Here is a 12,927-nt window from a genome sequence, read left to right as displayed (position 1 = left end):
AGTGGTGCGCATGGCGCGCCCTACGGCTGCGCGCACCGGCAAACCGGCGATGCCCCGGATGCTCGCGATGTGCCTGGTGGGGCCGATCAACGCGCGCCGATCTTCTCCAGGGTGCGCAATTCGCGCGGCAGCAGCTGCTGCACCGAGGCGCGCGCCCTGATCCGTGCGTAGTGCGCCGCCAGGTGCGGCCAGCGCGCGGCATCCAGCATCTCGCCGCCGTGCTGCATATTGATCAGCTGGCAGGCGAGGGCGAGGTCGGCCATCGACAGGCGCTCGCCGACGAAGAACTCGGCCTTGCCCAGAACCCCTTCCAGGTAGTCGAAATGCCCCGGCAACCTGTCGTGCAGCGCGGCCTGCACCTTGGCCTCGTCGCAGGGCTGGCCCAGGCTGGGTTTCAGCGTGCGGTTGCGGAACACGCCGAAGGTGCACAGCGGGGCGAGTTCGTAGTCGGCGTACTTTTCCAGCCAGCGCACCTGGGCACGCTGCGCCGCGCCTTCGCCGTATAGAGCCAGGCGTTCGGGGTAACGCTCCTCCAGGTACTGGCAGATCACGCTGGAGTCGGCCAGGGTCAGCTCGCCATCGCGAAACGCCGGAATGCGCCCCAGCGGATTGAGCTCGCGGTACCAGTCGGGCTGGCCGAACGGGGTGACGACCTCCAGCTGGTAGTCCAGGCCCTTTTCCAGCAGGCACAGGCAGAGTTTGCGGACGAAGGGGGAGAGCGGCGCCCCGTAGACGGTCAGGCTCATCGAAACTCCTAGTCGTAGATATTCTTCTTCTTCCAGTCGTCGTCATCCAGGTTCTTCAGCCCTTCGGTCAGTTCGCTGGGTGCGTCCGCCAGGGGTTGCGCCTTGTCCAGCACCAGCGCATTGGCGCGCGCCAGCTGTTCTTCGAAATGCTTGAGTTGCGCCTGGTAGAGCCCCGGCTCCGGTTGTTTGCGTAGGTACTGTGCGCCGCGCTCGAAGGCCAGGCGCGCCTGGCCGGGCTGGTTCTGTTGCAGGGCCTGCTGGCCGAGGTTGCCGAAGAACTCGATATGCAGCTGCACCAGCATCTGGCGGATCTGCTTGAGCCAGTGCTTGCCTTCATTGGCCGGCAGCAGGCCGATCTGCGCCGAGCCGGTGATCAGGGCGTGCAGGTTTTCCAGCAGGAAACGCACATCCTTGGCCTTGGCTTCGTTGAGGATGGGTTGCGGGGCGTTGTTCACCGGGATCGACTCGCCCTGGACCACCATCGCCTTGAGTTCGTCGATGCGATCCTTGAGGCCGGCGTTACCCTTGTCCAGCGGCAGCAGGCGTTCGCTCAGTTGCAGTTGCAGGCGGCTGAGCAGCAGTTTCAGTGCTGCGCTCATCAACTGGCCGGGCATCTTTTCCGAGACGTCCAGGCAGCGGCGGATGCGGTCGTTGAGGTCGGCTTTCTGCCGGGCTTTTTCCAGCTTGCTGTTTTCGACCATGTGATTGACGTAGGCGATCACGATCAGCAGCGCGATGCCTCCGACTATCAGCAGGGTAATCACGAGTGGGGACACTGCTTGAACCTCTCGAGTGCTGGTTTTTCGCCCGAGTGTAGTGGCTTGGCTGCGAGGCTCCTAGTGCCACGTCAATTTATGACCTGAAGTCTTTGATTTTAAAAATTTTTTAGAGAGAGGTTGACGGCCTCCCAAAGCCTCCCTAGAATGCGCGCCACTTCCAGCGCAATGCTTGAAACAGAGCGAGGGAAGCCGGAAAAGCTGTTGTAGGCTCCGGGCTGCGTCCCCTTCGTCTAGTGGCCTAGGACACCGCCCTTTCACGGCGGTAACAGGGGTTCGAGTCCCCTAGGGGACGCCACTTTCCATTGGGAAGTGAGTTGTATATGCGGGAATAGCTCAGTTGGTAGAGCACGACCTTGCCAAGGTCGGGGTCGCGAGTTCGAGTCTCGTTTCCCGCTCCAGATTTTGAAGTGCCGCTCAGGCGGCGTTTCGCAAAGTTCCAAGGTCCCCTTCGTCTAGTGGCCTAGGACACCGCCCTTTCACGGCGGTAACAGGGGTTCGAGTCCCCTAGGGGACGCCATTTTCAGTACCAAGTTGTATTGCGGGAATAGCTCAGTTGGTAGAGCACGACCTTGCCAAGGTCGGGGTCGCGAGTTCGAGTCTCGTTTCCCGCTCCAAATAAACGAAAACGCCGCTCGATCGAGCGGCGTTTTCGTTTCTGTCGTTCTCCGTCTGTAAAAGGCCCGCCGGTCATGCCGTGCGGGCCTTTTGCGTTGTGCTGGGGGGTTAGTGCTTGGCGCCGTCGGTGGGCAGGGCCAGCAACTGTTTTTCCCGGTTCCAGTCGAACGGCTCGTCGTTCTGCTCGGCCTCGAAGCGGCGCTCGTCGAGGGCCTGGTACAGGGCGATTTCCTCGTCGGGCATGAAGTGCAGGCAGTCGCCGCCGAAGAACCACAGCAGGTCGCGCGGCACCAGGTGGGCGATCTGCGGGTAGCGGTGGAAGACCTGGCTGATCAGGTCCTGGCCCAGGTACTGGCTGGATACCGGGTCGCGCGGCAGCTCGGCGAGCAACTCGTCGTAGCGCTCGATGAACAGCGCGTGGCTGTCGTCCAGTACCTGCTCGGCTTCGCCCAGGGCGACCAGGATGCCGCGCAGGTGGTTGAGCAGGGCGAGGTGATGTTCGAGGTGGCTGGCCATGGTGCGATTCCTGTTGGGTAAAACGGGCGCAGGAGTATAGAGAGCCTGGCGCCCGCTGTCCCGTTTGGGCTTGGGCAACCGTGGGAGGCGCTTCAGCGGCGATGAAGCCTCTCCCACGGTTCGCCTGGCTTAGCGCACCTTGCCGCGGCCGAGTTTGAGTTCCTCCTTGGCGAAGTCGTCGACATCTATCACCCGCCGCCGTGCGGCCTCGGCGGCCTGCAGGCGTTCGCCCATCTCGCTGTCGAGCAGGCCGGTGGCGATGGCCGCCTCGATGGCGTCCTGGCCGGGGGCGGGCTGCAGGCTGCCGTCCTTGAGCGCCTGTTGCAGACGCTTGCGTGCATCGCGGCTGGCGTCGATCAGTTGCAGCGCATGTTGCAGGGCGCCGACCGCATCCTGCTCGGCCTGCGGCCGGTAGCAGCCATCCAGCAGCGCCTCCAGTGCCGGATCGCCGGCCGGGCGGCCGAGAATCGCGGCCACTTCGGCGTCCAGCGCATCGCTCGGGCCGCGATGACGGCGGCCGAGAGGGAACACCAGGGCCTTGAGCAGGCAGCCGAAGGCGCGATTGGGGAAGTTGGCCAGCAGCTCGGCCAGGGCCCGTTCGGCGTGGAACAGGTTTTCCTCCATGGCCCAGCGCACCAGCGGCTGCACGCTGTCCGGGTAGTCCAGGTCGTGGTAGCGCTTGAGTGCCGCCGAGCCCAGGTAGAGGTGGCTGAGCACATCACCCAGGCGCGCCGACAGGCGTTCGCGGCGCTTCAGCTCGCCGCCCAGCAGCATCATGCTGCTGTCGGCGCACAGGGCGAAGGACGCGGCCAGGCGATTCAATGCGCGGAAGTAGGGCTGGCTCAGGCTGTCGCCGGGGGCCTGGCCGAAGCGCCCCAGGCTCAGGCCGAGCAGCAGGCTGCTGGCGGCGTTGCCGACGGCGAAGCCGATATGGCGCAGCAGCAGGGCGTCGAACTCGGCCAGCGCCTGCTGCTTGTCGTCGCACCCGGCCAGGGCCATTTCCTTGAGCACGTAGGGATGGCTGCGGATGGCGCCCTGGCCGAAGATCATCAGGTTGCGCGAGAGGATGTTGGCGCCCTCCACGGTGATGGAGATCGGCGCGCCTTGCCAGGCGCGGCCCAGGTAGTTGCTCGGGCCCATGATGATGGCCTTGCCGCCGTGCAGGTCCATGGCATGGCTGACGCACTCGCGGCCGCGCTCGGTGAGGTGGTACTTGAGGATGGCCGAGAGCACCGAGGGCTTCTCGCCGAGGTCGACGGCATGGGCGGTGAGGATACGCGCGCTGTCCATCAGCCAGGTGTTGCCGCCGATGCGCGCCAGCGCCTCCTGAATGCCTTCGAAGGCGGCCAGCGGCACGCCGAACTGCTCGCGGATCTGGCTGTACTGGCCGCTGACCAGGCTGGCGAGCTTGGCGGCGCCGGTGCCGCCGGCGGGCAGGGAGATGGAGCGGCCCACCGACAGGCAGTTCATCAGCATCATCCAGCCCTTGCCCAGGTACTCCTGGCCGCCGATCAGGTAGTCGAGCGGGATGAACACGTCCTTGCCCGAGTTCGGCCCGTTCATAAAGGCAGCGCCCAGCGGCAGGTGGCGCCGGCCGATTTCCACGCCGGGGGTGTCGGTGGGCACCAGTGCCAGGCTGATGCCGAGGTCTTCCTCCTCGCCCAGCAGGTGCTCCGGGTCATAGGCCTTGAACGCCAGGCCGAGCAGGGTGGCCACCGGGGCCAGGGTGATGTAGCGCTTTTCCCAGTTCAGGCGCAGGCCGATGACTTCTTCGCCGTTCCACTGGCCCTTGCAGACGATGCCGGTGTCCGGCATGGCGCCGGCGTCAGAGCCGGCCAGCGGGCCGGTGAGGGCGAAGCAGGGGATGTCCTCGCCGCTGGCCAGGCGCGGCAGATAGTGCTGGCGTTGCGTGTCGGTGCCGTAGTGCAGCAGTAGCTCGGAGGGGCCCAGGGAGTTGGGCACCATCACCGTGGAGGCCAGGTCGCCGCAGCGGGTGGCCAGTTTCATCGCCACCTGCGAGTGGGCGTAGGCGGAGAAGCCCTTGCCGCCGTAGTCTTTGGGGATGATCAGGGCGAAGAAACCGTGCTGCTTGATGTGTTGCCAGGCCTTTTCCGGCAGGTCCAGCTGCTGGCCGACCTGCCAGTCGTTGACCAGGGCGCAGAGCTCCTCGGTGGGGCCGTCGAGAAAGGCCTGTTCCTCGTCCGTCAGTTGCGCCTTGGGGTAGGCCAGCAGCTTGTCCCAGTCCGGGCGGCCGCTGAACAGTTCGCCGTCCCACCACACGCTACCGGCCTCGATGGCGTCGCGCTCGGTATCCGACATCGGCGGCAGCACGCGTTGGAACCAGGCGAACAGCGGGCCGCTGAACAGCCGGCGACGCAGATCGACCAGCAGCACGAAGGCCGCCACGGCACCGGTGAGCGCCCACAGCAGCAGTTGCAGCCAGCCTGGCACCGGGCTCAGCAGCGCCATGGCCAGCAGGTAGGCGGCGGTGATGCCCAGTGCGGGCAGGGCGGCACTGCGGCTGTGGGCCAGGTAGGCCACTCCCAGTATCAGAACCAGTAACCAGATAACGAGCATGTGTGTTCCTCCATGAGTGACAGCGGACGACGCCACGAGCTTAGTCGCGAATTGGCGGCAAGGCGGGGCAGCTTGGCCGGATCGCCGTTTTTATGGCGCGATCGGCGCGCTTAGACTGGGGCAAACCCTTGGGAGCACGACCCATGCAGACCTACCTGCAACCCGGCCGCTTCATTGACAGTGACCACCCTGCGCTAATCGAGTTCGCCGAGCGTTGGCGCGGCGCCGGGCGCGATCCGCGCGACCAGGCCGTGGCGCTGTACCGCGCGGTGCGCGACCGGGTCCGCTACAACCCCTATGTGTTCAGCCGCGAGCCGCAGACGCTGAAGGCCAGCCACGCGCTGCTCGCCGGCGAGTCCTACTGCGTGCCCAAGGCCAACCTGCTGGCGGCATGCGCGCGGCATTGCGGTATCCCGGCGCGCATCGGCCTGGCCGACGTGCGCAATCACCTGTCGACGCCGCGCCTGCTGCAGTTGCTGCGCAGCGAGGTGTTCGCCATGCACGGCTACACCGAGCTGTTTCTCGACGGGCGCTGGGTCAAGGCCACGCCGGCCTTCAACGAGGCGCTGTGCCGGGTGTTCAAGGTGGCGCCGCTGGAGTTCGACGGTGTTCACGACAGCGTCTTCCATCCCTATAACGACAAGGGTGAGCGCTATATGGAGTACCTGGTCGATCACGGCCAGTTCGCCGACTTGCCCGAGCAGCTGTTCTTCGACCACCTGCAGCGCTGCTATCCGCATCTGTTCGCCGCCGATGCGGCATTCATGAGCGGCGACATGCAGGCCGAGGCGGCTGCTATCGACTGAATCGATAGTCAAGATCGCCAGGGCGGGCTTTTCTCCGCGCGTCGGCCTGGGTAGGGTGCAGGTCGGCATGCGCCGATGGCTGCAACAACCGGTTGCAAATTGTCGCCCCTACCCCCATCTATGCTGACTCCACCCTAGCGCGGGAAACCCCATTTTCATGAGCTCCGCCCTGACCATCCGCCAGTTGACCAAGACCTATGGCAACGGCTTCCAGGCTCTGCACGGCATCGACCTGGACGTCGCCGAAGGCGACTTCTTCGCCTTGCTCGGCCCCAACGGCGCCGGCAAGTCCACCACCATCGGCATCCTCTCCACCCTGGTGAACAAGAGCGGCGGCACGGTCGAGGTGTTCGGCCACGACCTCGACCGCGAGCCGTCGGCGCTCAAGCGCTGCCTGGGCGTGGTGCCGCAGGAATTCAACTTCAACCAGTTCGAGAAGGTGTTCGACATCGTCGTCACCCAGGCCGGCTACTACGGCATTCCGCGCAGCATCGCCAAGGCACGCGCCGAGCAGTACCTGACCCAGCTGGGCCTGTGGGACAAGCGCAACGTCGCTTCGCGCGAGCTGTCCGGTGGCATGAAGCGCCGCCTGATGATCGCCCGCGCGCTGGTGCACCAGCCGCGCCTGCTGATCCTCGACGAGCCCACCGCCGGGGTGGACATCGAGCTGCGCCGCTCGATGTGGAGCTTTCTCACCGAGCTGAACCAGCAGGGCATCACCATCATCCTCACCACCCACTACCTGGAGGAGGCCGAGCAGCTGTGCCGCCACATCGGCATCATCGACCACGGCCGCATCGTCGAACACAGCAGCATGAAGGACCTGCTGAAGAAGCTGCACGTCGAGACCTTCCTGCTCGACCTCAAGGACACCCACGCGGTGGCGCCGCAGCTGCAGGGCTACCCGGCGCGGCTGCTCGACGACCACACCCTGGAGGTGCAGGTGGAGAAGAGCCAGGGCCTCAATGCGCTGTTCCAGCAGCTGGCGCAGCAGCAGGTGGAGGTGCTCAGCCTGCGCAACAAGACCAATCGCCTGGAGGAGCTGTTCGTCTCCCTGGTGGAAAAGAACCTGGCCAAGGTGGCGCCATGAATACCCAGTACCTCAACAGCGAATTCGCCGCCAACCTGGTGGCCCTGCGCACCATCGTCCACCGCGAGGTGCGCCGTTTTCTGCGCATTTGGCCGCAGACCCTGCTGCCGCCGGCGATCACCATGGTTCTGTACTTCGTCATCTTCGGCAACCTGATCGGCCGGCAGATCGGCGACATGGGCGGCTTCAGCTATATGGAGTACATAGTGCCAGGGCTGATCATGATGTCGGTGATCACCAACAGCTACGGCAACGTGGTGTCGAGCTTCTTCGGCAGCAAGTTCCAGCGCAACGTCGAGGAGCTGCTGGTGTCGCCGGTGTCGCCGCACACCATCCTCGTCGGCTTCGTCGTCGGCGGCGTGCTGCGCGGCCTGGCGGTGGGCTTCATCGTCACCCTGCTGTCGCTGTTCTTCACCCACCTGCAGGTGCACCACCTGGGCGTGACGGTGCTGGTGGTGCTGCTGACCGCGACCATCTTCTCCCTGGGCGGCTTCGTCAACGCGGTGTTCGCGCGCAACTTCGACGACATCTCGATCATCCCCACCTTCGTCCTCACGCCTTTGACCTACTTGGGCGGGGTGTTCTATTCGATCACCCTGTTGCCGCCGTTCTGGCAGGCGGTGTCGATGGGCAACCCGATCCTGCATATGGTCAACGCCTTCCGCTACGGCATCCTCGGCGTGTCGGACATCCGCATCGGCGTGGCCATCGGTTTCATGCTGCTGGCCACCGCGGTGCTGTACACCCTGTGCATTCGCCTGTTGGTCAGCGGCCGCGGCATGCGTCAGTAAGGATTTCGCCAGAAGCGCTGGGCCGCGCCTGGCGAGGCCTCAGGCCGCCCAGGGATGGCAGGCCACAAAAACATAGGGAAATATCTTGCCCCGCTGTCATTGAGGGAGCAGAAGGTTAGACTCGGCTTATACATACAAGAGGGGTTGTATATGGCCGTGCTGCTGCGTTCCCTGCCACTGCTGTTGTCGGCGCTGCTGGCCGGTCAGGTGCTGGCCGCCGATGGACCGGTGGTGGAAGTGGTGCCGGTCAAGCAGATGGCGGTGCGCGACGAGCTGATCACCTTCGGCTCGCTGCGCTCCGACGAGTCGGTGATGATCCGCCCGGAAATCGAAGGGCGTCTGGCCGGCCTGCATTTTCGCGAGGGCCAGGCGGTGACCGCCGGCGACCTGCTGGTCAGCCTCGACGATGCCATCGCCCGCGCCGAACTGGCCCAGGCGCGCGCCAACCTCGACCTCGCCGAGAAGAACCACCAGCGCGCGCAGATGCTGTTCCAGCGCGGCGCCAGCAATGCCCAGGCCCTCGACGAGGCGCAGAGCCAGTTGCAGGCCGCCCGCGCCAGCCAGGCGCTGGCCCAGGCGCGGCTCGACAAGACCCAGATCAAGGCGCCCTACGACGGCGTGCTCGGCCTGCGCCAGGCCAGCGTCGGCGACTACCTCAGCGCCGGGCAGAACATCGTCAACCTGGAAGTGCTCGACCCGCTGAAGGTCGACTTCCGCATCCCGCAGAAGGCCGTGGCCCAGGTACGCCTGGGGCAGACGGTGGAAATCAGCCTGGACACCTATCCGGGCGAGCGCTTCCAGGGCGAGATCTTCGCCATCAACCCGCGTCTGGACGAAGTCGGCCGCAGCCAGGCGATCCGCGCCCATATCGGCAACGACGACCGCCGTCTGCGCCCCGGCCAGTTCGTCCGCGTCTCGGTGATCCTCGCCGAGCGCCCCGAGGCGCTGGTGATTCCGGAGGAGGCGGTGATGCCGGTGGGCGAGCAGCTGCTGGTCAACCTGGTGGTGGACGGCAGCGTCGAGCAGCGCGAAGTGCGCCTGGGCAAGCGTTTCGACGGCCTGGTGGAGGTGCGCGAAGGCCTCGCGGGCGACGAGACGGTGATCAGCGCCGGCTGGCAGAAGGTGCGCCCGGGCCTGGCGGTGCGCAGCAAGAGCGGGGAGCGCCAGCGGTGATCCTCTCCGATATCTGCATCCGCCGGCCGGTGTTCGCCACCGTGCTGTCGCTGATCGTGGTGCTGCTCGGGCTGATGGCCTACGACCGCCTCAGCGTGCGCGAATACCCCAATATCGACGTGCCCATCGTCACGGTGAACGTGATCTACCCCGGCGCCAGCCCGGAGATCATGGAATCGCAGGTGGCGCAGCCGATCGAGGACGTGCTGTCCGGCATCGAGGGACTGGATTTCGTCAGCTCCATCAGCCGCTCGGAAAATACCCAGATCACTGCCCAGTTCCGCCTCGGCAGCAATGCCGACGAGGCGGCCAACGACGTACGCGACCGTCTCGGCCGGGTCCGCGGGCTGCTGCCCGACGAGATCGACGAACCCATAGTGCAAAAGGTCGAGGCCGACGCCCAGCCGGTGATCTGGATTGCCACCTACAGCGACCGCTACAACGCCATGGAGATCACCGACGTGCTGGAGCGGGTGATCAAGGATCGCCTGCAGACCATTCCCGGCGTCGCCGAGGTGCAGATTCGCGGCGCGCGCACCTTCGCCATGCGCATCTGGCTCGACCCGGAGAAGCTCGCCGCGCACAACCTCACGGTGCAGGACGTGGAGGATGCCCTGCGCCGGCAGAACGTGGAGATTCCCGCCGGGCGCATCGAATCGCGCGCGCGCGAGTTCACTGTGCTGTCGGAAACCGACCTGAGCACGCCCGAGCAGTTCAATGCACTGATTCTCGACGATTCGCAGGGCTATCTGCTGCGCCTGGCCGACGTCGGCCATGCCGAGATCGGCCCGCGCGACGAGCGCAGCGTGGTGCGCTTCAACGGCCGCCCGGCGGTGTCCATGGGCATGATCAAGCAGGCCACGGCCAACCCGCTGGACATCTCCGACGGCCTCGAGGCGGCGCTGCCGGAAATCCGCGCGTTGCTGCCCGAGGGCATGCACATGACGGTGGCCAACGACAACTCGCTGTTCATCCGCGAGTCCATCGACAACGTCTTCATTACCATCTGGGAAGCGGTGGGGCTGGTGATCCTGATCATCTTCATCTTCCTCCGCTCGTTGCGTGCCACCCTGATTCCGCTGGTGACCATCCCGGTGTCGCTGATCGGCGCCTTCGCCCTGATGTCGCTGATGGGCTTTTCCATCAACACCCTGACCCTGTTGGCGATGGTGCTGGCCATCGGCCTGGTGGTGGACGACGCCATCGTCATGCTGGAGAACATCCACCGCCATATCGAGGCGGGGATGAAACCCATGCAGGCGGCCTTCACTGGCAGTCGCGAGATCGCCTTCGCGGTGATCGCCATGACCCTGACCCTGGCCGCGGTGTTCGCGCCGATCGGCTTCATGCAGGGCACCACGGGCAAACTGTTCACCGAGTTCGCCTGGACCCTGGCCGGCGCCGTGCTGGTGTCCGGTTTCGTCGCCCTGAGCCTGACGCCGATGATGTGCGCGGTGCTGCTCAAGCCGCACCAGGCCGGCGAGCGCCACAGCCGGCTGTACAATCTGATCGAACGCTTCCTCAACGCTGTCACCTACAGCTACAAGCACAGCCTGGATCGCGCCCTGCGCGCCTGGCCGCTGGTGCTCGGCGTGTTGCTGCTGGCCTTCCTGCTCTGCGCCTGGCTGTTCAACGGGCTGCGTTCGGAGCTGGCGCCGACCGAGGACACCGGCACCATAGTCGGGGTGTTCAACGGCCCGGACGGCGCCACCATCGACTACACCGCGCGCTACGCGCGGGAGGTGGAGGCGGCCTACGCGAGCATCGCGGAAACCAACCGCTACATGGTCATCGCCGGCTTTCCCACGGTGGCCCAGGGCATTTCCTTCATGAAACTGGAGGACTGGGCCGAGCGCAGCCGCAGCCAGTTCGAGATACGCAACGAGCTGCTGCCCAAGCTGCAGGATATCGCCGGCATGCGCGTGTTCCCGGTCAACCGCCCGCCGCTGGGGCAGAGCGCGCGCAACCAGCCGATCAACTTCGTCATTCGCTCGTCCATGGAGTACGCCGAGCTGCAGGGCTATGTCGAGCAACTGCTTGCGCGGGTGCGCGACTATCCGGGGCTGGAAAGCCTGGACAGCGATCTGAAACTCAACGCGCCGCAGCTTAAGGTGGCGGTCAATCGAGAGCAGGCGGTGGCGGTGGGCACCGATGTCGCCACCATCGGGCGCAGCCTGGAAAGCCTGTTCGGCAGCCGCCAGGTGACCCGCTTCAAGCAGAGCGGCGAGCAGTACGACGTGCTGGTGCAGCTGCAGGACATCGACCGCAGCAACCCGCAGGATCTCGACCGAGTCTACGTGCGCGACCGCGAGGGCGGCATGGTGCAGCTGTCCAACCTGATCTCGGTGCGCGAGACCGTGGCGCCGCGCGAACTCAACCACTTCAACCAGCTGCGTGCGGTGACCATCAGCGCCAACGTCGGTAGCGGCTACACCCTGGGCGAGGCGCTGGAGCATCTGGAGGCCGCCGCGCGCGAGGTGTTCCCGCCGGATACCCAGTACGACTACACCGGCACCTCGCGCGACTTCAAGGAATCCAGCGCCGGCATCGCGCTGATCTTCGCCCTGGCCCTGGCGTTCATCTTCCTGGTGCTGGCAGCGCAGTTCGAGAGCTTCAGCGATCCCCTGATCATCCTCTTCAGCGTGCCGCTGTCGATGGCCGGCGCCTTGCTGGCGCTGACCCTGTTCGGCGGTACCCTGAACATCTACTCGCAGATCGGCCTGGTGACCCTGATCGGCCTGATCACCAAGCACGGCATCCTCATCGTCGAGTTCGCCAACCACCTGCTGCGCGAGGGCAAGGAGCTGCGCGCCTCGGTGATCGAGGCGGCGGTGCAGCGCCTGCGGCCGATCCTGATGACCACCGGGGCCATGGTCCTCGGCTCGCTGCCGCTGGCCATCGCCACCGGCGCCGGCGCCGAGAGCCGCCAGCAGATCGGCCTGGTGATAGTCGGCGGGTTGCTGGTGGGCACCTTCTTCACCTTCTACGTGATCCCCACCCTGTACCTGCTGCTGCGCCGCTGGCAGCCGCTGCGGATGATCGACGAGCAGCCGGCTGTTTCCTAGCCCGGCTGCAATCCCAGTGCCTTTCCTGCCGGGCTGTTCGGGGCCGGATACCAGGCGTTAGGACGTTCTGGCGCCGCGGATCAGCGGCGCAGATAGGCGGCGAAGTCGATATCGCCGGCGGAAAGGATGGCCTGTACGCGGTTGTGCACGCCCAGCTTGCGCAGGATGGCCGAGACGTGGGCCTTGACCGTGGTTTCGGCGATATCCAGGCTGTAGGCGATCTGCTTGTTCGACTCGCCCTTGGTCATGCGTTCGAGCACCAAGAGCTGCTTGCGCGTTAGCGCCTGCAGCAGCTCCGGCGGGATGCTGTGATGATCGGTGTGGTGGCGGTGGCCGCCGCTCTTCTGCGCGCGGATGATGTCCGGTGGCAGGTAGACGTTGCCGTCGAGTATCTGCGCGATGGCCTCGGTCATCTGCGTCCGCGGCGAGGACTTGGTGATGAAACCCACCGCGCCGTAGGTGATGGCCTGCAGCACGATCTGCTTGTCCTGCTCGGCGGAGACGATCACCACCGGGATGGTCGGCGCCTCGTTGCGCAGGTTCATCAGCCCGCCCAGGCCGTGCATGCCGGGCATGTTCAGGTCGAGCAGGATCAGGTCGAGATCGTCGTGCGCCTGGGTCAGCTCCAGGGCGCTGTCCAGGTCGGCGGTCTCCATGATCTCGCTGCCGGGGAAGCCGTCGGCGATGACATTGTGGATGGCTTCGCGAAACAGCGGGTGGTCGTCGGCAATCAGAATCTTGTACATGGCCTTTCACCTCGTTGTTGTGA

10 protein-coding genes and 4 tRNA genes are annotated in these 12,927 nt (G+C 65.7%); 9 read left to right on the top strand and 5 right to left on the bottom strand.

What is annotated here, in order from left to right:
* Positions 1-86: 86 nt before the first annotated feature.
* Together ACIGFL_RS07800 and ACIGFL_RS07795 are read right to left on the bottom strand one after the other, a co-directional pair.
* Positions 87-746 carry a glutathione S-transferase family protein gene (locus ACIGFL_RS07800; RefSeq protein WP_397496766.1) on the bottom strand — a complete coding sequence of 220 codons (660 nt, stop codon included), beginning with the start codon at positions 744-746 and terminating at the stop codon, positions 87-89.
* A gap of 8 nt (positions 747-754) precedes the next feature.
* Complete coding sequence (locus ACIGFL_RS07795) at positions 755-1,522, bottom strand: hypothetical protein (protein ID WP_397496765.1); 768 nt, start codon at positions 1,520-1,522, stop codon at positions 755-757.
* Positions 1,523-1,744: 222 nt separating this feature from the next.
* Between ACIGFL_RS07795 and ACIGFL_RS07790 the strand changes: the two genes are divergently transcribed.
* The 4 genes from ACIGFL_RS07790 to ACIGFL_RS07775 all read left to right on the top strand — a co-directional run bounded on the left by ACIGFL_RS07790 (position 1,745) and on the right by ACIGFL_RS07775 (position 2,139).
* Positions 1,745-1,820: transfer RNA gene (locus ACIGFL_RS07790), tRNA-Glu, on the top strand.
* A gap of 27 nt (positions 1,821-1,847) precedes the next feature.
* A tRNA-Gly gene (locus ACIGFL_RS07785) sits at positions 1,848-1,923 on the top strand.
* 43 nt (positions 1,924-1,966) lie between these two features.
* Positions 1,967-2,042, top strand: a tRNA-Glu gene (locus ACIGFL_RS07780).
* A 21-nt stretch (positions 2,043-2,063) separates the two neighbouring features.
* A tRNA-Gly gene (locus ACIGFL_RS07775) sits at positions 2,064-2,139 on the top strand.
* Positions 2,140-2,248: 109 nt separating this feature from the next.
* Here ACIGFL_RS07775 and ACIGFL_RS07770 read toward each other — a convergent pair.
* Positions 2,249-2,656 carry a PA2817 family protein gene (locus tag ACIGFL_RS07770; RefSeq protein WP_397496764.1) on the bottom strand — a complete coding sequence of 136 codons (408 nt, stop codon included), beginning with the start codon at positions 2,654-2,656 and terminating at the stop codon, positions 2,249-2,251.
* A 129-nt stretch (positions 2,657-2,785) separates the two neighbouring features.
* Complete coding sequence (locus ACIGFL_RS07765; protein WP_397496763.1) at positions 2,786-5,233, bottom strand: acyl-CoA dehydrogenase; 2,448 nt, start codon at positions 5,231-5,233, stop codon at positions 2,786-2,788.
* Positions 5,234-5,376: 143 nt separating this feature from the next.
* On the opposite strand from ACIGFL_RS07765, the gene ACIGFL_RS07760 reads away from it, so the two are divergent.
* From ACIGFL_RS07760 to ACIGFL_RS07740, 5 genes are all read left to right on the top strand, one after another.
* Positions 5,377-6,039 (top strand): transglutaminase family protein, encoded by a 663-nt coding sequence (locus tag ACIGFL_RS07760; protein ID WP_397496762.1) that lies wholly within the window; start codon positions 5,377-5,379, stop codon positions 6,037-6,039.
* Between the two features lie 157 nt (positions 6,040-6,196).
* Positions 6,197-7,129 carry an ABC transporter ATP-binding protein gene (locus ACIGFL_RS07755; protein ID WP_122107062.1) on the top strand — a complete coding sequence of 311 codons (933 nt, stop codon included), beginning with the start codon at positions 6,197-6,199 and terminating at the stop codon, positions 7,127-7,129.
* Positions 7,126-7,920, top strand: coding sequence for an ABC transporter permease (locus ACIGFL_RS07750; RefSeq protein WP_021442092.1), 795 nt, complete (start codon positions 7,126-7,128; stop codon positions 7,918-7,920). Before ACIGFL_RS07755 ends, ACIGFL_RS07750 begins: the two co-directional genes overlap by 4 nt.
* 150 nt (positions 7,921-8,070) lie before the next feature.
* Positions 8,071-9,093: an efflux RND transporter periplasmic adaptor subunit gene (locus ACIGFL_RS07745; RefSeq protein ID WP_397496761.1), complete on the top strand. Its 1,023-nt coding sequence runs from the start codon at positions 8,071-8,073 to the stop codon at positions 9,091-9,093.
* Complete coding sequence (locus tag ACIGFL_RS07740; protein WP_397496760.1) at positions 9,090-12,158, top strand: efflux RND transporter permease subunit; 3,069 nt, start codon at positions 9,090-9,092, stop codon at positions 12,156-12,158. Before ACIGFL_RS07745 ends, ACIGFL_RS07740 begins: the two co-directional genes overlap by 4 nt.
* Positions 12,159-12,238: 80 nt before the next feature.
* Here ACIGFL_RS07740 and ACIGFL_RS07735 read toward each other — a convergent pair whose 3' ends face one another.
* Entirely contained in the window at positions 12,239-12,904 is a 666-nt protein-coding gene (locus tag ACIGFL_RS07735; RefSeq protein ID WP_397496759.1) for a response regulator, read from the bottom strand.
* Between the last annotated feature and the right edge of the window lie 23 nt (positions 12,905-12,927).

Source organism: Pseudomonas sp. NPDC077649, assembly GCF_044542855.1.
Lineage (GTDB): Bacteria > Pseudomonadota > Gammaproteobacteria > Pseudomonadales > Pseudomonadaceae > Aquipseudomonas.
This window is presented reverse-complemented; position numbering and strand designations above follow the sequence as displayed.